This window comes from Salinibacter pepae, assembly GCF_947077775.1.
Lineage (GTDB): Bacteria > Bacteroidota > Rhodothermia > Rhodothermales > Salinibacteraceae > Salinibacter > Salinibacter pepae.
Genome location: NZ_CAMTTE010000001.1, coordinates 1,478,656 through 1,495,710 on the forward strand (window position 1 = coordinate 1,478,656; position 17,055 = coordinate 1,495,710).

Here is a 17,055-nt window from a genome sequence, read left to right on the forward strand (position 1 = left end):
ATACGGGACGCCCCCGCGTGGTGTCCGGCGCCCGCATCAAATTTCGGCATGCCCGACGGTTTCCAACCCAACCGTCACAGCCCCATCGCCCGCCCCGGGACCAATACGAGAAGAAAGAGCTATGTTATAGTCGCTTCTCGGACACCGTTCTCGCGCGTTCTCCCTTCCCCGATTCACCCCGCCGATCATGCAGACGACAACGGACCGCACCTACCACATGCTTATTGTGGAGGACGACACCGACATCCTCATGGGGCTCGAAGAGTATTTTGAGCTCGAAGACTACGAGGTGGACACGGCCGAGGACGGGGAGACGGCCCTCCAGAAAATGAAGGACATGGACAAGTGCGACGTGGTCCTCCTCGACGTCATGCTGCCCGAGAAGGACGGCTTTGAGGTGCTTGAGGCCTCGCAGGAGATGGGCTTCAGCGCCCCCGTTCTCATGATTACGGCCCGCGGGGAGCAGGAGTCGAAGTTGAAGGGGTTCGGCCTTGGGGCGGACGACTACATCACCAAGCCGTTTAACGTGGAGGAGCTGGCGGCCCGGGTGAAGGCCATCCTCCAGCGCACCATGCCGCCCGCCGAGGCCCCGATGGACGTCTACGAGATCGGGGAGGTGGAGGTCAATTTCTCGACCCACGAGGCGTACCGGAACGGCGACGAGCTGAACTTCACGGCCCTGGAGTTCGACATTTTGCGCTACCTCATCCAGCACAAGGGCCGCACCGTCACGCGCAAGCAGCTGCTGCGGGACGTCTGGGGCATCGACGAGAACATCATCACACGGACGATTGACCGCCACATGGCCTCGGTCCGCAAGAAGATCGAACCGGACCCGTCCGACCCCACCTACATCGAGACGGTCTACGGCATCGGCTACCGGTTCGACGAGGAGTAGTCCGGTTGGGCGCCCCGGCGCCCCCTGCCCCTACACCGTCTCCTGCTCGGACCCTGTCGTCCGCTCGGCGCCTTCCAGTTTGTACCCAATTCCGTACACGCTCTGGATGGGCCACTCGTCTTCCGCCTCGCCGTCCATAACGTCGCGGAGGGCGTTGACGTGCCGGTCGATGGTGCGCGTCTCTACCTCGGTGGGCAGGTCCCACACGTCGCGGAGAATCTGCTCACGGGTGGCCGTGCGGCCGCGCCGGCGCAGCAGATAGGCGAGCAGCTTGTACTCCAGGTCTGTGAGGTCGACGGGCTCTCCGTCCCGTGAGACATCGTCCTCTTCGAGGTCCACGCGGAGCCCCCCGACCCGAAACGTCCCGGTTTCGTCGGTTGCCTCCGCCTCCCGACGAAGCAGCACGTCAATGCGTGCCACCAGCTCCTCCGTCTCGAACGGCTTCGTTAGGTAGTCGTCGGCGCCGACCTGGAAGCCCCGCATCTTGTGCTCGTGGTCGCCGAGGCCCGTGAGCATGAGCACCGGCGTGCGGACCCCGTCGTCCCGGGACTGCCGGAGCACTTCGAAGCCGCTGAGGTCGGGTAGCTTCGCGTCGAGCACGATCAGGTCGTACCCCGGAAGCCGTGTGGCCTCTTGCAGGGCCGTTTCTCCCGTCTCGGCGAGCGTCACCTCGTAGCCCTCGGATTCCAGGTAGAGCAGAAGACTCGTGCTAAGCTCGCTATCGTCCTCGACGACGAGAAGAGACGGGCCTTCGGGGTCGGAGTCGGACATGGAGGCAAAAGAAGTTAGGCAGAGAGAAGAGTCGGCGCGGAACTGGACAACCCATACGATACGAAGCACGGTACGCTTCCGACAGGGCGCCCGATCCTATTACCCTCTCGCAACAAGAGAAGCTGCTTCAACAGATTCATATCCCTGCGGCCACGCTGGGAGCCGTACCGACCGCATTCCTCCTGCAGTCGGCCCTCCTGCAGTCGGCCGGGGCCCGGTCGGCACACGGATGGGGCGGGCCGTACAACGATGCCAGGGGTTCACCCGTGCATGACGGCGAGGGGCTCCAGCCGCGCCACCTTGCCGGCGAGGCGCGACCCGGCGACCGTCTCCACGACCCCGCCGATGTTTTCCTTGAGCTGGACGCCGGCGGACGCGGATCCGTCGCCGGACCGAACGGCGACGCCGTCCCCGTCCCCGTCGAGCGGCACCGGCTCGGCCTGGTGGTTTGCCTCGTGGCGACTCATGGTCCGTCCGGCGCCGTGACAGGCCGACCCAAAGCTCTTCTGCATTGCGTCGCGGGTGGCCAGCATGACCCACGAGGTCTCGCCCATGCTTCCGGGGACCAGCACCGGCTGTCCGAGGGCCCGGTACGGGAGCGAGATGCCCGGCGTGCCGGGGCCAAAGGCGCGCGCCGCCCCCTTGCGGTGGACGTAGCAGCGCATGTGCTTGCCGTCGACCTGATGCATCTCCACCTGCCCCAGGTTGTGGGCCACGTCGTAGACCGTCTTGAGCCGTTCCCCCGCCCCCTCAAGCAGATCGTCGAACACTTCGCGGACGCGGTGGGCCAGCACCTGTCGGTTGGCGTAGGCGTAGTTGGCCGCGGCCCGCATGGCCCCCATGTAGTCCTCCGCCTCGCCCGAGTCGAGCGGCACCGACGCCAGGTTCGGGTCCGGCGGGTCGATGTCGTAGGAGGGGGCCACCTCCTGAAACCGCTCGATGTAGTCGGCACAGACCTGTCGCCCGTAGCCACGGGAACCGCAGTGAATCTGGGCGACGAGGGTGCCCTCTTTGAGGCCCATCGTGACGGCCGCCGCGCGGTTGAAGACCTCCTCCACGGAATGGATCTCAATGAAGTGCTCCCCGCCCCCAAGCGTCCCGAGCTGCTGCGCCCCAATCGACCGGGCCGCCTCGCTCACCTTCTTCGGGTCCGCCTCGTTGAGGCGCCCCCCCTCCTCGGCGCGGACGAGGTCGTCCTGCTGCGCCATGTCCTTGCGCAGGGCCCACTGGGCCCCGGACTGGGCGACGTGGTCGACCTCGCTCTTGTTGAGCGAGATGGACCCCTCCGCGTCCGTCCCGCTCGGAATGTGGTTCTTCAGGGCGTCGGCAAGGGCGTCGAAGTTGCCCTCCGCCTCTTCGGTCTTGATGTCCGACCCCAGCAGTCGGACGCCCGCGTTGATGTCGTGTCCGATGGCGCCGGGCGCAATGGTGCCCACCGGCCATTTCGACACGGCCACAATGCCCACCGGCGCCCCCTGCCCGCTGTAAACATCGGGCATCACCACGAGATGCCCCACCAGCCCGGACAGCATCGAGGTGCGAATCGCCTGACCGATGGCCTTTCGGTCGAGAATCTCGTCGATGAGATTCTCACTCGCGAGGATGCGCACGGGCACCCGCATCGCGTCCTGGAACGACTGGGGGATTTCCCATGTGAATTCGTCGATCCGCGTCAGGTCCGTGCGTTTCATACGCTAGAGGCTCGCGCACGCTCCAGGGCTAAACGCCGCCGTCTGGAACGCCGCGTCTTGTTATTTTTGAGACGTAATTGAGCGGAAATTGAACCATGGGAAGAAATTCAATGTTCCACTTCCATCTTCCTCATGGAGATTTCCCTGTGGGCTTTCTTTGCGAGCGACGTGCGTTGCGCCGCCGCTGTGCCCCTCTCCAGCGAGGACGGTGCCCTGGCGTCGGTGGGGCTACGCTGGGGCCTCGGCCGCCCGCTCCGCCGCCTCGTTCTCAGCCCCGCCCACCTCGTGAATCCACCCCCCGCCGAGCACATCGTCGTCCTCGTACAGCACGAGGCTTTGCCCCGGCGTGATGGCGCGCTTCGGCTCGGCAAAGGCCACCTTCAGGGTGTCCTCGTCCGGCTGCCAGGCCAGGCACCCCGCCCCATCGTCGTTGTAGCGGATCGTGCCCCAGGCCGGGCGCTCCCCGTCGAGCTCGGGGTACTTTACGAGGTTGATCTCGTGGGCCGTCAGGGTCTGTTCCATGAGCTCCTCCCTCGGCCCCACCGTGATCGTGTTTGTCTCGGGGTCAATGTCGGTCACGTAGACCCGCTCGCCAAGCGCAAGGTCGAGGCCCCGACGCTGGCCGATGGTGTAGAAGGGATAGCCGTCGTGCTCCCCCACCACGGTGCCGTCGCTGAGCACGAACGTGCCGCCGCTTACCTCCTCCTCAAGTCCGTCGACGCGGTCCTTCAGGAACCGAGGGTAGTCGTTGTCCGGGATGAAGCAGATCTCGTAGGAGTCCGGCTTGTCGGCCACGTTGTCGAGGCCGAACTCCGCCGCCATCTTGCGGATCTCCGGCTTCTCGTGCGCACCAAGGGGGAAGATCGAGCGGGCGAGGTGCCCCTGCGGCAGGCCCCAGAGCGCGTAGCTCTGATCCTTGTTGCGGTCGAGCCCGCGGCTCAGGAGGTAGCGGTCCCGTTCGTCGTCGTAACGGACGTTGGCGTAGTGGCCCGTAGCGATGTACTCGCAGTCCAGGTCATCGGCCCGCTGCAACAGGGCGTCCCACTTGATGTGGGTGTTACAGAGCACGCAGGGGTTGGGCGTGCGGCCCGAGAGGTACTCGTCGGTGAAGCGCTCGATCACCCAGTCCCCAAACTCCTCCCGCAGGTCTACCACGAAGTGCGGAAAGCCGTGCTCAGTCGCCACCACACGGGCGTCGTTCATCGACTCGATGGAGCAACAGCCCACTTCTTTTCCGTCGCGCCCCCCGCTGGTGGAATAGTCCCAGGTTTTCATGGTGAGGCCCACCACGTCGTAGCCGCGCTCTTTGAGCAGCACGGCCGTCACCGAGGAGTCGACCCCGCCACTCATGGCGACGAGCACGCGTCCCTTTTTGCTCATGATTCAGGTGGTGAGTCAAAAGAGAAGACTTCAGAACCGTAAAACCGCCGCGCACGGATGGGCGTTCCTCAGTCGCGTCGGGGCCCGCCGATCAGCCCCACACGCGCCCCCCTGCTGCCCGGCCGCCTTGAGCAGGAAATGGTCTTCAGAAAATATTTGCTTGTACCACGACCCCGGAAAGCAGAAGTTTGAGGGCATCACTCCCTGCCAAATGCCCCCGGTACGTATTCTATGTCCACGTCGACCTCTGCGTCTCGCAGTACCGTCACGACCCCCCTCGCCCCCGCGGCCATCGGCCCGTACAGCCAGGGCGTCCTCGTCGACGACCGTCTGTACGTCTCGGGCCAAATCGCGATCGACCCGGACACCGACAGCATGGTGGACGGGTCGATTGAGGCGGAAACGGAACGCGTGCTCGAAAACGTTGGTGCCGTCCTGAAGGCCGCGAGCATGTCGTTCGAGAACGTGGTGCGGTGCGAGGTCTTCATGGCCGACATGAACGACTACGCGCAGATCAACGAGGTGTACGCGCGATACTTCAACGAAAAACCGCCGGCCCGGCAGGCCGTGGAGGTTGCCAAGCTCCCCCGAAATGCACGGGTCGAGGTGTCCTGCATCGCCATTCGGTAGAGCCCCGGAGGGCATCCTACACGCCCTCCACTTTGAGTCGGTAGTAGACTTTGGCCTGGACTGCTCCATCGCCGGCGCTTTCTAGCCCAAACCGGCCGTAGAGCGTTCGCACCTCGTCGTTTCGTACAGCCTCGAAGACGGGTGTAGACGTGTCGTCGACGACGAACGAAGCGCCGTCCGGAAAAGACGTGACCTGTGCAACGCGAGGGCCTTCCGCGTTTGCCCCCAGAAACACATCTGCGTCTCTCAGCGACGGGGCAGATTCCGGATTGATAATCTTTACACTATCAATTCGGGCATCGACCACATCGCTCCGGCTAAATCCGTTGTCGGACAAAATGGCGTCGAGGTCATCCGACTGAATCATTGACTCGACCGCCACGTCTCTCTCCACAACGTCCTCGTCCTTGTACTCGAACCGATGCTGCACCGTCGGAGCGATGGGGGAGTTCGCATTCAGGAGGGCGGTGTTGCCCGCCGACGCAAGGTCGCAGCTGGTCCATACCGCACTTGCGGCCAGCAGCACGATTAGCAGCGGTCCTCGGCGTAGGGTCCGTTCGGCAGCGGTCATGGCACGTGCGGTTGGCTGTGAGGAACGGGGCACCAGTACGAGCAGCCCAGCCCCGTCTCTACAAGGGCCGCACGCGAACGGGCCCTACTCGCTGGAGACGATGCCCTTGTTGTACTGGTTCTTGTACTTGCGGACGGCCCGGAAAATGGCGCTCGCCAGGTAGGTCTGGCCCCGGTCGCTGTTGAGGAAGCGGGCCTCCTGGCGGTTGGTCAGGTACCCAAGCTCCACGAGGACCGACGGCATCGAGGCGCTCCACAGGACGTAGAACCCGGCCTGGTGCACCCCCCGGCTGCGCCGCTGGACCCGCTTCTTGAACTGATTCTGGACGATCGACGCGAACTCTTCGCTGAACTGCATGCTGGCGCTCAGGAAGAGTTCGCCCTTCACGAAGGCCTCCGCGTCGTACTCGTCGTAGCGGTCCGGATTCTCCTCGTACTCCCGCACAACGCTGTTCTCCTGCTTCATGACGCGCCGCGCCGCGTCCGTCTTGGAGCGCCCCAGGAAGTACGTCTCGGTGCCCTGGACGGACGAGGACTGAAACGCATTGGCGTGGAGTGAGATGAAGAGGTCGCCGCCCCTCCGGTTGGCCAGGTGCCCGCGCTCCTCCAAGGCAATAAATCGGTCGTCCGCTCGGGTGTAGACCACCTCCAGGTCCAGGCGGTTCTCGATGTAGTCACCCAGCTTGTGGGCCACGTCCAGCACAATGTCCTTCTCGTACAGCCCGTGGGCCACCGCTCCCGGGTCCTTGCCCCCGTGCCCCGGATCGATCACCACCGTGTCGAGCCGGGAGCGTTCGGGAGAAAAGGCGGCCATCGGGTCTCGCTGACGTTGTCCCGCCTGAGAGGGCGTCGGTTCTTCGGCGGCGGACGAGACGGACGCGGTCGACGCGGGGGACGAGGCGGCCCCTGCGGCCACCGGCGGGGCGTCGTCGTACGCAAGGTTTAGTAGCACGTCGTCGGACGCCCCGTCGCGGTAGGCCGTGGGCGAGATCGAGCGGTCCGAAGTGAGGGTGACCCGGAGGATCAGGTGGCCGTTTTGCTGCGTCACTGTGTAGTCCTCAACCGGCCCTGCCGGCGCCCGCTTGTCGTAGTCCGCGTGGAGGGTCGTGTTGTAGAGCACCCACTTCAGTTCGCGCGCCTGCTCCGGCTGCAGCATGTACGCCTCGGGGGAGGCCGTCGTCCGGACGCGCACGACGTAGCCCTGCCCGTCGGACCGGGGAGAGAAGATCACGTCGGTCACGAGCACGTCGGCCTGGGCCGGCCCCGCCGCCACGAGCAGAAGCCCGACCAGGAGCCACGACGGGCCCCAACGCGACCGATGCCCGGCGTCGACACAACGAGCGATGTGGGCCCGGAACCAATCCATAGACAGATGCGACACCCCTGACGAAAAGCGACGTGCGGACGGTGGCTGCGTGTCCCGCCGCCCCACAAGATGCGGCGCAGCCCACTTAAAGTAAAGGATGAGGTGACAACGAGGACGATGCGGGCGGTGGACGGCCCTGTGCGGCCTCGCTATCGGCCACGCGTGGAGTCGATGAGTTGGCGGAGGTGGCGGTCAATCATGCGGTCTCGCATCTGGGCCCGTCGCTGAAGGTTTTCCTGCAGCTCACGGATCTGTCGTTGTAGGCGCTCGATCTCGCGACGCCGGTTTTCCTGCTTCACCGCAAAAATGTCTTCGAGCATGGCGCGAAGCGTGTCGATCTGGGCCCGGCGCTCCGCGCCCTCCGGCAGGAGCCGGATGGTGCGCGCGAGGGTCTGCGCGTTCTGCTCCATTTGGCGCTCGCGCTGAAGCCGCTCGTAAAGCTCCCGGCTGGAGCGTTGCACGGCGTCGAGGTACTGCCGGTGCGACGCCTCGGGGGCGCTCGCGGCCTCAACCCTGTCACGGGACGAAGAGGCCCGCGCCTGCACCCCGCCACTTCCCAACACGACGGAGGCCCGCTGCCGCCGCACCTCCTCCTCCGTGATGGGCCTCAGCCCATCCTGCACGACGAAGAGGCGCCCCCTGAGCTCAACGACGGGGCGCTGGACCCCGACGAACCGGTAGTTGGCCCGCACCCCTCGCAGGTCCAAGCTGTCCGGGAGCTGGTCCGCCGACAGAGGCCGCCCGTCGACGTAGACGGTGCCGTTCCGGATGTTGAGCGTGCGGGTCTGCTGGGCCGACGCGGCGGGCAGAAGCAGGCCCCACAGCAGGAATCCGAGGGCGAGCCCAGCGACGACTTGACGACACGTAGAACCCAGGCGGTGCAGAACGGTCATGGGGAGGCGAGACGTGAACAATGGGACGCGAGGCGAGGCGGAAACGGATGTTAGGGCCGGCTGACCCGCTGGAGGGAGCCCCACCGGTCCGGCGCGCTCCGTGCCTGCAGCCGGTCGATGCGGCGCTGTATGCGGATCAACGCCTCCCCGTCGTCCCACGCCGGGATGGCGTCCGCGTCGCTCGACCGGGTTTGGGCGGTCGCGGGGGCCTGCTGGCTCGTCCCGTCGATCGCGCCGGGCGTCGCGGCGTCCGCGGCCGGGCCGTCGGACGTTCCGTCGCCCTGCCACCACCCCAGGCCAATCACCAGCAGGAGGGCGAGCGCGGCACCGGCGGGCTGCAGGCGACGGGTCCAGGCGTGAGAGGGGGCCCGCGCCGGGCGGTCCTCGCTCGGGGGCGCGGCCGGGGAGGCGGCCGTGCGGGCCTCGTTTACCACCTGGTCCACGACCGCCGCGTCCGGTTGGCGCGCGGGCCGGTCGTCCAGCGCCCGCTTCGTCGCGGCCAGCTCCTCGTACTCGCGGTAGAGGTCCGGATCGTCGGACAACCGCTGCGCGAGCGCCGACGCGTCCACCTCTTCGTCGTACAGATACCGAATGAGACGTAGCCGATCGTCCATAGGGGCAAAGGGTCACTCTGTGAAGCAGGCCGGACCGCGCCGGGGTCCTTACGTGTCGATCGTGCCGACCAGCGCGGTCTCGTCGGAGGCCTCCATCATCTTGCGAAGGTTCTTGAGGGCGTACCGCATGCGGCCGAGGGCGGTGTTGATGGACACGTCTTGGAGCTCGGCGATCTCCCGAAAGGTCAGGTCCGTTTCCTGGCGCAGGAGCAGCACCTCTTTCTGCTCGGGGGCGAGCTGCTCGATGTGCTCGTCGAGCCACTCGCGCTGCTCCGCGCGGTGGAGCTGCTCGTCGGCGTAGGGCGAGTCGTCCTCCAGGGTGTCCCAGAAGGACCGCCCGTCGTCTTCGTCCTGCGGCACGTCCGTCCACTTCTTTTGCTTCCGCGTGTGGTCGATTGCCGCGTTGCGCGCGATGCTCATCACCCAGCTCAGCCACTGGCCCTGCCGGTCGTACGACCCGCGCTCGCCGTGCATGGCTTTGATGACGCGCTCGAAGGTTTCCTGGAAGAGATCGTTGGCCACCGCCCGGTCCTTCACCATGCCCATCAGGTAGCCAAAAATACGGTCCTGGTGCCGTTCGACGAGCCGCCGAAAGGCCTGCTCGTCGCTCTCGTCCAGGTACGCCGATACCAGTTCCTCATCCGTAGGCTGCATGCGGAAACCCAATCAGTGGCAGGTGCCGGGACGTGGGGACATGGTGCCGATCCAAACGAGTGTCCCAGCGCAATTATTGTGTGTCCCCTTGTGCTCGGCCATCTACGTTTACAAGGACCGTTCCGGAGCGGCGATCCGCCGTCACAAGACGCGCTACAGCACCACGTCCACGACCTCCCTCAGCTGCTGGGCACCGGTCACGTCGATGTCGTAGTCCCCCGCAATGCGATCGAGGTTGTTCTCCGGCACCACCGCCCGGTCGAAGCCCAGCTTGGCGGCCTCCTTGAGGCGCGGCTCCACGCGGCTCACGGTGCGAATCTCGCCGCCGAGCCCCACCTCGCCGATGAGGGCCGAGCCGGTGTCGGCGGGAATGTCGCGGAACGACGACGCCGCCGCGATGGCGACGCCCAGGTCCACGGCCGGCTCCTCCAGTTTGACCCCCCCGGCCACGTTGATGAACACGTCATGGTCGCTGAAGGCCAGTCCGGCGCGCTTCTCCAACACCGCCAGAATCATCTGGAGGCGCTGGGCCGCGAAGCCGGTGACGGTGCGCTGGGGGGTGCTGTAGGAGGTGGGCGTGACGAGCGCCTGAATCTCGACCAGGATGGGCCGGGTGCCCTCCAGGGAGCACACGACCGTGGAGCCGCTCACGCCGTAGCCGCGCTCGGACAGGAAGATCTCACTCGGGTTGGGCACCTCCCGCAGCCCGTCTTCCCGCATCTCGAACACCCCAATCTCGTTGGCCGCCCCGAACCGGTTTTTCACACTCCGGAGGATGCGGTACGCGTGGTTCTGATCGCCCTCAAAGTACAACACCGTGTCCACCATATGCTCCAGCACCCGGGGCCCCGCGATGGTGCCCTTCTTGGTAACGTGCCCCACGAGGAAGGTGGAGAACTCCCGCTCCTTCGTCAGCTTCAGCAGCGAGGCGGTGCTCTCCCGCACCTGACTGACCGAACCGGGGGCGCTCGTCAGGTCGGGCCGGTAGATCGTCTGAATGGAGTCGGCCACCAGCAGGTCGGGCTCCACGTCGTCGACGGCGTTGGCGATCTCCTGCACGTTCGTCTCCGCCAGCAGGTAGAGGGCGTCGCTGTCGACCCCGAGCCGCTGGGCGCGCAGCTTGACCTGTCGCTTCGACTCCTCCCCGGTCACGTACAGGATCCTGCGGCCCGGCAGGTAGCCGCCCAGCTCGGTCATGAGCGTGCTTTTGCCGATGCCCGGGTCCCCGGCGATGAGGCTGAACGAGCCCTGCATGATGCCCCCGCCCATGACGCGGTCGAGCTCGTCGACCCCGGTCTTCAGCCGAGACTCCCCCTCCATCTCCACCTCCGTCAGCTGGGTCGGCTGGTTCTGGGCCGCCGCCGTTCCGTTCTGGCCGTCCGTACTAAGGTCGGGGACCTGGGCCTCCACGTCGGCACGCTCGGTCTCCTTCACGAGCGTGTTCCAGGCCCCGCACCCGGTGCACTTGCCCATCCACTTGTGGGCCTCGTGCCCGCATTCCTGACAAACGTATCGCGGTTCGGAGCTGGCCATGCGACTACCGGCGGGTTCGTGCGTCTGACGACTAAGGGCGGACGCGGCCCGTGTTCTTCCGAGGGCCGCGCCTGCATAGTGCACTGCCATCCGTCCGCCAGAGATCCCTCCGTGCCCCCGACGTAGAGGAACCTCCGCGTCGGGTTGGATGTGCATATGCAGGCTCCGGCTCAGAGCCGTCCCGGCTCCGGGCCGCCTCGTTCGCGCCCTGTGCATTCTCTGCTTCTTCTGTCTCGTTGCTCGACGCTCTGCTCTCTCCGTTTCGGGCCCTCGGCCGGTACGCGACACTCATGGGCCGGGCGTTTGCCTCGATCGACAAGGTGGGCACCTACTGGAATAACCTCTTCATCCAGATGGTGCGGGTGGGGATCGACTCGATCCCCATCGTCGCCCTCGCGGCGGCATTTACGGGGGCGGTGTTTACCGTGCAGACCGCCTACCAGCTGGAGACGCCCTTCATCCCGAAGACGATCATCGGGTCGATCGTGGCGCCGTCCATCATGCTGGAGCTGGGGGCCGTGATCGCGGGCTTCATCCTGGCGGGCCGCGTGGGCGCCCGCATCGCGGCGGAGCTGGGGACGATGCGGGTGTCCGAGCAGATCGACGCCCTGGAGGTGATGGGCCTCAACTCGGTCGGGTTCTTGATCCTGCCGCGCGTGCTGGCCGGCGTCCTCATGTTTCCGGTGCTGTACGTCGTCTCCTGCGTCGTCGGGATCGGGACCGGCATCGGGGTGGGGCACTTCGGGGGCTTCCTGAGCGCCAGCGAGTTTCTGGAGGGCGCGCGCCAGTTTTTCAAGCTGCTCGACCCCACCATCGGGCTCATCAAGTCGTTCGCCTTCGGGTTTATCATCACCTCCATCGCCTGCTACAAGGGCTACTACACGGGCGGCGGGGCCGTGGGGGTGGGCGACAGCACAACCCAGGCGGCCGTCCTGAGCTGCGTGTTCATCCTCGTCGCCGACCTCCTCATCGCCCTGCTGCTGCTGTGACGGGCCCGACGGGTGCCCGGCTCCGTGCGACGGGTCGTCTCTCCCTCCCCCTGCCTCCCTCCCCGCCATGATTGAGGTCCAGAACGTATCGAAAGGGTTCGGAACGCTCCAGGTGCTGGAGGGCGTCTCGCTCGACATCCACGACGGCGAGACCCTCGCCATCATCGGGCGGTCCGGGTCCGGAAAGAGCGTGCTGATGAAGCACGTCGTGGGGCTGCTCACGCCGGACGAAGGGCGTGTGCTCGTGGACGGGACGGACATCGCCACGATTCCCTACGAGGAGCTTCGCCGGCTCCGGCGCCGGTTCGGCGTGCTGTTCCAGGGCGGCGCGCTCTTCGACTCGATGACGACGTTCGAAAACGTCGCCTTCCCGCTCCGCTACTTCTCGTCGCTGGACGAGGGGGGCATCCGGGCCCGCGTGCAGGAGTGCCTCGACCTGGTTCGCCTCTCAGGGGTGGGGACGAAGAACCCGACCGACCTGTCCGGGGGGATGCGGAAGCGGGTGGCCCTCGCCCGCGCCATCGCCATCGAGCCGGAGTACATCCTCTACGACGAGCCGACGAGCGGGCTCGACCCCGAAACTTCAAACACCATCAACGACCTCATTCGCCACCTCGCCGAGGAGCTTAACGTGACGAGTGTCGTCGTGACCCACGACATGCACTCCGTCCTCTCCATTGCCGACCGGGTCGCCTTTCTCCACGAGCGCAACCTCGAGTGGGTGGGGCCCGTCTCCGGGATTCACGACTGCTCGAACCCGCACCTCAATTCCTTTGTGAAAGCCAACGAGTACCAGGTGGGCGACACCACTCCCGCCCTGTCCGGGCCGTCGGCCTGACCCCTCGGGCTCGTTTCGGGTTCTTCGCCGTTCTCGCACGCCCTGCTCTCCTGCTACATGGAATACAGCAACGAAATCAAGGTTGGGATCGCCATCGTCGTCGCCGTTGTCGCGGCCGTCTTCGGGGTTCGGTTCCTGCAGGACCTCCCGCTGTTCGGCGACACGTACGCCGTGAAGGCCGAATTTGAGGAGGCCAGCGGCCTCACGGCGGGCAACCCGGTGCGCATGAAGGGCGTCAATGTGGGCTCCGTGGAGTCGATCCGCCTCAACCAGGAGACCCAGACCGTGCGGGCTCGCCTCCGCATCGAGGAGGGCATTCGGATTCCGGAGGGCTCCCACGCGAAGGTCGCCGGCTTTAGCGGCATTGGGGGCGTCCGCATCAGCATCCTTCCCGGCCCCCGCGAGAACCCCCCGCTCCCGCCGGACGCCACGCTCTCGGCGCCCCCCGAGGGCAGCGTCTTCGACCGCCTTACCGACCAGGCCCCCGCGCTGGCAAACAAGGCCGACAGCGTGCTTACGAGCACGAACACGACCATGTCGGCCCTGAGCACCCAACTCCAAAATCCGAACAGCGACCTGCGACAGGCCCTCACCTCCGCCAAGAACATCACGGGCGACCTCGAATCGGTCACCGAGGCGGAGAAGGAAACCCTCCGCGCCCTGCTCCAGAACCTGCGGTCGGTGTCAAGCGACCTCGACACGTTCATGGGCGAGAACGGCGAATCGCTGGACGTGGCCGTGCGGCGCCTGAACCAGTCGCTCGACCGCCTCAACCGAGGCCTTGCCTCCCTCGAACAGACCTCCGCCACGCTCGACACCGTGGCCACCAAGCTGAACGAGGGCGACGGCACGGCCGGCCGCCTCCTCAACGACCCGAGCCTCTACCTGCGGCTGGACTCGGCCGCGGCCCGCACCAACACCCTCCTCCAGGACTTCCGGCGCGACCCGGGCCGCTACCTGAACGACATGACGCTCGTGAAGGTGTTTTAGACACGGAGCACCCCGACGGGCCCCTCAATACGCAACCGATCGCTGCGCATGGCGGCTCCTGATTCCGACACCAACGACGGCCAGGAGGACACAGGGGCGGCGGCAGCGGTGCAATCCCGCTCGCACGACGGGGCGACCGGACGCGACGCGTCGTGGCCCCGCCTGCAGCGGCACATCTTTCGCACCGCGAGCCGCCACCTGCCCGATCCCGCCGGCACGGCGGAGGCAGGAGTGGAGCCGCCCCCCAAGCGCACGGGCCGCTACGCCCGCTGGCTGCCGGTGCTGAAGGCCCTGCCCTGGGTGCTGGGCGCGCTCTTCGCCTTGTCGTTCGTGTGGGACTTTCCGGGCGTCACGCTCAGCGTGGCGGGCTACACGATTGTGCTGGAGGACCTGCTGCGCTTCACCGCCGTCAGCGGCCTCGTCGGCTTCGGCACGAACTGGCTCGCCATCACGATGCTCTTTCGGCCCCGCGAGGCGCGGCCCCTCGTGGGCCAGGGCCTGGTGCCCGCCCAGCGGGAACGGGTGGCCTACCGCCTCGCCCAGGCCGTGAGCGACGAGCTCATCAACAAGTCCCTCATCAAGGAGAAAATTCGGGGGAGCGGCCTCGTGGCCCGGTACCGCGACCTGCTCGTGGCGGCGGCCCGCGACGTGGCGACCGACGAGGCGGTGCGCACGGAGGGGAAGGCGCTGCTCCGCCGCGCGCTTCGGGACGTGCTCTCCACCCCGTCGGTGCAGGAGCGCATCGTCGCCCTCACCGCCGAGCAGGTGGAGGCGCAGGCCGGCGAGGGCCTCTCGGGCCTGATGCTGCGGGCCTACCGGTACTTCGGGGAGGACGACTTCCGGGCCCGCCTGCGCGAGACCGTGCGGCGCCTGCCCGATGCGGTCGACCCGCTGGTGGAGGAGCTCGATCCGGTGCTCGACCGCCTCCCCGCCGAACTCGAGCGCCGCAGCGACGAGATCGAATCGCTACTGACGCGCGTCGTGCTCCGCCTCGTCGACACGCTCGACCTGAAGCGCATGATCTACGAGAACGTCCGTGCTTACGACGAGCGGCAGCTCGAAATGCTGCTGCGCCGCACGACCAACGAGCAGCTCAACTACATCAAGTACCTCGGGGCCGCCCTCGGCATCGTCGGCGGCTTCATCATCTGGGCGCCGGCGGCCGCCCTCGTCGCGGTCACCACGCTCGGCCTCGCCATCTACGGCGTGGACGAGGCGCTCTTTCGCGCCCGGACAAATGACCGGACAGATGATACGTCGTCCTCGTAAAACCGGCTGCGCACACATTGATCGGTCGTCCCTGCTTTTCCTTCACCACCTGCACTGCCGCCAATGCCCCCCCACGAGCCCCTCTCCGGCGTCGACGCGGCGTGGCTGCGGATGGACGAGCCGACGAACCTGATGACCATTACGGGCGTGCTCGTGCTCGACGACCCGATGGACGTGGGCACGCTCAAGGCCCTCCTGGAGGAGCGCTTCCTCGGCTTCGACCGGTTTCGGCAGCGGGTGCGCGACCCCGAGGGCTCGCCGTACTGGGAACTGGACCCGTACTTCGACCTCGACCGGCACGTGCACCGCACGGCCCTGCCGGGCGCGGCCGGTCGCGACGAGCTCAAGGAGCGGGTGAGCACGCTCATGAGCGTGCCGCTCGACCGCGAGAAGCCGCTCTGGGAGATGGAGCTGGTGGAGGACTACCTCGGCGGCAGTGCCCTCATTATACGGCTGCACCACTGCATCGCCGACGGGATGGCCCTGCTGCAGGTGCTGCTGTCGCTCACCGACGAGCACTTCGACCCGGCCCGCTTCCCCACGACGGAGGACCGCGGGCTGCTCTCCGGCGTGGTGCAGGGCGCCCTCGACACCGTCCGCGGCACCGTCCGGACTGGGCGGCGCCTGCTGAGCGAAGGCGCAAAGTCGCTCCTTCAACCCTCCCGCGCCCTGCGGCGCGCGAAACAGGGCTTGAGCTTCGGGGCCGCGCTGTCGAAGTTTCTCTCGCTGCCCCACGATGACGACACGCCCCTCAAGGGCGAGCTGGGCGTGAAGCAGCGGGCCACGTGGTCCGCCCCGCTCGACCTGGCCCGCGTGAAGCGCATCGGGGGCGTCGTGGACGCCAAGGTGAACGACGTGCTGCTCGGGGCCGTGGCGGGGGCGCTGCGGTACTACCTGGCCGCCCGCACGGAGCCGACCGACACGGAGACGGTGCGCGCCCTCATCCCGGTCAACCTGCGCCCGCCGGAGCGGGCCTTCGAGCTGGGCAACCGCTTCGGGCTCGTGTTTCTGGACCTGCCCGTCGGCCTCGACGATCCCCTGGAGCGCATGCTGGCGGTGAAGCAGCGGATGGACGCCCTGAAGGGCTCGGCGGAGGCCGTCGCCGCGCTCACCGTGCTGGAGGGGCTCGGCTACCTGCCGCTGAGCGTGGAGGACCGCGCCGTGCGCCACTTCAGCAACCGGGCCAGCGCGGTGATGACGAACGTGCCGGGGCCCCAGGAGCCGCTCCACATGAAGGGGCGGCACGTGCAGCACGTGATGCCGTGGGTGCCACGGGCGGGGCACGTGGGCCTGGGCGTGAGCATCTTCAGCTACGACGGCACGGTGCGCCTCGGCATCGCCTGCGACGCCGGCCTCATCCCCGACCCCGACACGATCATCGACGGATTCCAGCAGGAGTTCGACCGGCTCGCGGACACCCTGCTGCCCGCCACGGATGAGGGGCCGTCCCCCGCGTCGTCCCCTCAAGGGTAAGAATCCGCTTCCTCAATGGACCGGGCGAGCGCCTCGATGCGGGCGCCGAGGGCGTCGACCCGCTCGCGCAGTTCCTCCAGGTCGTCGCGGGACGGCACGCCCACCCGCCGAAGAATGTCGTTCACGTCCGTCTGGACGCGCTCTTCCGCTGCCCGAATTGGGTCGGTCTCGTCCGTTACCTGTCGCACCCGCCGGGCCGTCTGGGCCCGGCGCTCGCGCTCGGCCCGTTCCCACGACCGGCCCTCCTCCACGAGCGCGTCGAACACCTGCGTGCCGGCGTCTTGCACCGCCCCGACGACCCCGAGGCCGGCCCACCAAGCCGCACGCGCCCCACGAACCAGGCTCGACACCACCGCGCCGGGCCCTGGCAGCCCCCACTCCGACGACCGCGCACGCGCCGACGACGCGGACGGCTTCGGGTCGGCCTGCTCGGGTCGTGAGCCACGCGTGACGGTGATGGTGGGGCCATTGTCGCTCATACGTCTCGTTCTGGCCG

Annotated in this window: 17 protein-coding genes; 7 read left to right on the forward strand and 10 right to left on the reverse strand. The window is 67.2% G+C overall.

What is annotated here, in order from left to right; all coding sequences use genetic code 11:
* The first annotated feature begins 187 nt into the window (after positions 1–187).
* Complete coding sequence (locus OJA40_RS06110; protein WP_208425708.1) at positions 188–898, forward strand: response regulator transcription factor; 711 nt, start codon at positions 188–190, stop codon at positions 896–898.
* 30 nt (positions 899–928) lie between these two features.
* Here OJA40_RS06110 and OJA40_RS06115 read toward each other — a convergent pair whose 3' ends face one another.
* The 3 genes from OJA40_RS06115 to mnmA form a co-directional block, all read right to left on the reverse strand.
* The gene (locus OJA40_RS06115) at positions 929–1,669 is read right to left on the reverse strand and encodes a response regulator transcription factor (RefSeq protein ID WP_208425709.1); all 741 of its coding nucleotides are present in this window, start codon (positions 1,667–1,669) and stop codon (positions 929–931) included.
* A 260-nt stretch (positions 1,670–1,929) separates the two neighbouring features.
* A complete protein-coding gene (locus OJA40_RS06120) occupies positions 1,930–3,360 on the reverse strand; it encodes an RtcB family protein (protein ID WP_208425710.1) in 1,431 nt (476 codons plus the stop codon).
* Positions 3,361–3,588: 228 nt separating this feature from the next.
* On the reverse strand, positions 3,589–4,740 hold the full coding sequence (gene mnmA / locus OJA40_RS06125) for a tRNA 2-thiouridine(34) synthase MnmA (RefSeq protein ID WP_208425711.1): 1,152 nt from the start codon (positions 4,738–4,740) through the stop codon (positions 3,589–3,591).
* 231 nt (positions 4,741–4,971) lie between these two features.
* On the opposite strand from mnmA, the gene OJA40_RS06130 reads away from it, so the two are divergent.
* Complete coding sequence (locus OJA40_RS06130; protein WP_208425712.1) at positions 4,972–5,370, forward strand: RidA family protein; 399 nt, start codon at positions 4,972–4,974, stop codon at positions 5,368–5,370.
* A 16-nt stretch (positions 5,371–5,386) separates the two neighbouring features.
* Here OJA40_RS06130 and OJA40_RS06135 read toward each other — a convergent pair whose 3' ends face one another.
* The 6 genes from OJA40_RS06135 to radA form a co-directional block, all read right to left on the reverse strand.
* On the reverse strand, positions 5,387–5,941 hold the full coding sequence (locus OJA40_RS06135; RefSeq protein ID WP_263807952.1) for a hypothetical protein: 555 nt from the start codon (positions 5,939–5,941) through the stop codon (positions 5,387–5,389).
* Between the two features lie 84 nt (positions 5,942–6,025).
* Positions 6,026–7,306, reverse strand: a complete 1,281-nt coding sequence (locus OJA40_RS06140; RefSeq protein WP_263807951.1) for an N-acetylmuramoyl-L-alanine amidase family protein — start codon at positions 7,304–7,306, stop codon at positions 6,026–6,028.
* Positions 7,307–7,455: 149 nt separating this feature from the next.
* Positions 7,456–8,199, reverse strand: a complete 744-nt coding sequence (locus OJA40_RS06145) for a hypothetical protein (RefSeq protein WP_263807949.1) — start codon at positions 8,197–8,199, stop codon at positions 7,456–7,458.
* Between the two features lie 50 nt (positions 8,200–8,249).
* The gene (locus OJA40_RS06150) at positions 8,250–8,813 is read right to left on the reverse strand and encodes a hypothetical protein (protein ID WP_263807948.1); all 564 of its coding nucleotides are present in this window, start codon (positions 8,811–8,813) and stop codon (positions 8,250–8,252) included.
* A gap of 48 nt (positions 8,814–8,861) precedes the next feature.
* A complete protein-coding gene (locus OJA40_RS06155) occupies positions 8,862–9,467 on the reverse strand; it encodes an RNA polymerase sigma factor (protein WP_208425715.1) in 606 nt (201 codons plus the stop codon).
* A gap of 153 nt (positions 9,468–9,620) precedes the next feature.
* On the reverse strand, positions 9,621–11,000 hold the full coding sequence (gene radA / locus OJA40_RS06160; RefSeq protein ID WP_208425716.1) for a DNA repair protein RadA: 1,380 nt from the start codon (positions 10,998–11,000) through the stop codon (positions 9,621–9,623).
* A gap of 236 nt (positions 11,001–11,236) precedes the next feature.
* Between radA and OJA40_RS06165 the strand changes: the two genes are divergently transcribed.
* The 5 genes from OJA40_RS06165 to OJA40_RS06185 all read left to right on the forward strand — a co-directional run bounded on the left by OJA40_RS06165 (position 11,237) and on the right by OJA40_RS06185 (position 16,559).
* Positions 11,237–11,989: an MlaE family ABC transporter permease gene (locus OJA40_RS06165; RefSeq protein WP_112904734.1), complete on the forward strand. Its 753-nt coding sequence runs from the start codon at positions 11,237–11,239 to the stop codon at positions 11,987–11,989.
* Positions 11,990–12,056: 67 nt separating this feature from the next.
* Complete coding sequence (locus OJA40_RS06170; RefSeq protein ID WP_208425717.1) at positions 12,057–12,827, forward strand: ABC transporter ATP-binding protein; 771 nt, start codon at positions 12,057–12,059, stop codon at positions 12,825–12,827.
* A 57-nt stretch (positions 12,828–12,884) separates the two neighbouring features.
* Entirely contained in the window at positions 12,885–13,817 is a 933-nt protein-coding gene (locus tag OJA40_RS06175) for an MlaD family protein (protein ID WP_263810131.1), read from the forward strand.
* A 48-nt stretch (positions 13,818–13,865) separates the two neighbouring features.
* Complete coding sequence (locus OJA40_RS06180) at positions 13,866–15,086, forward strand: DUF445 domain-containing protein (RefSeq protein WP_208427385.1); 1,221 nt, start codon at positions 13,866–13,868, stop codon at positions 15,084–15,086.
* A gap of 63 nt (positions 15,087–15,149) precedes the next feature.
* A complete protein-coding gene (locus OJA40_RS06185) occupies positions 15,150–16,559 on the forward strand; it encodes a WS/DGAT/MGAT family O-acyltransferase (protein ID WP_208427386.1) in 1,410 nt (469 codons plus the stop codon).
* Here OJA40_RS06185 and OJA40_RS06190 read toward each other — a convergent pair.
* Positions 16,550–17,038, reverse strand: coding sequence for a phasin family protein (locus OJA40_RS06190; protein WP_263810133.1), 489 nt, complete (start codon positions 17,036–17,038; stop codon positions 16,550–16,552). The genes OJA40_RS06185 and OJA40_RS06190 overlap by 10 nt on opposite strands.
* Positions 17,039–17,055 lie beyond the last annotated feature (17 nt).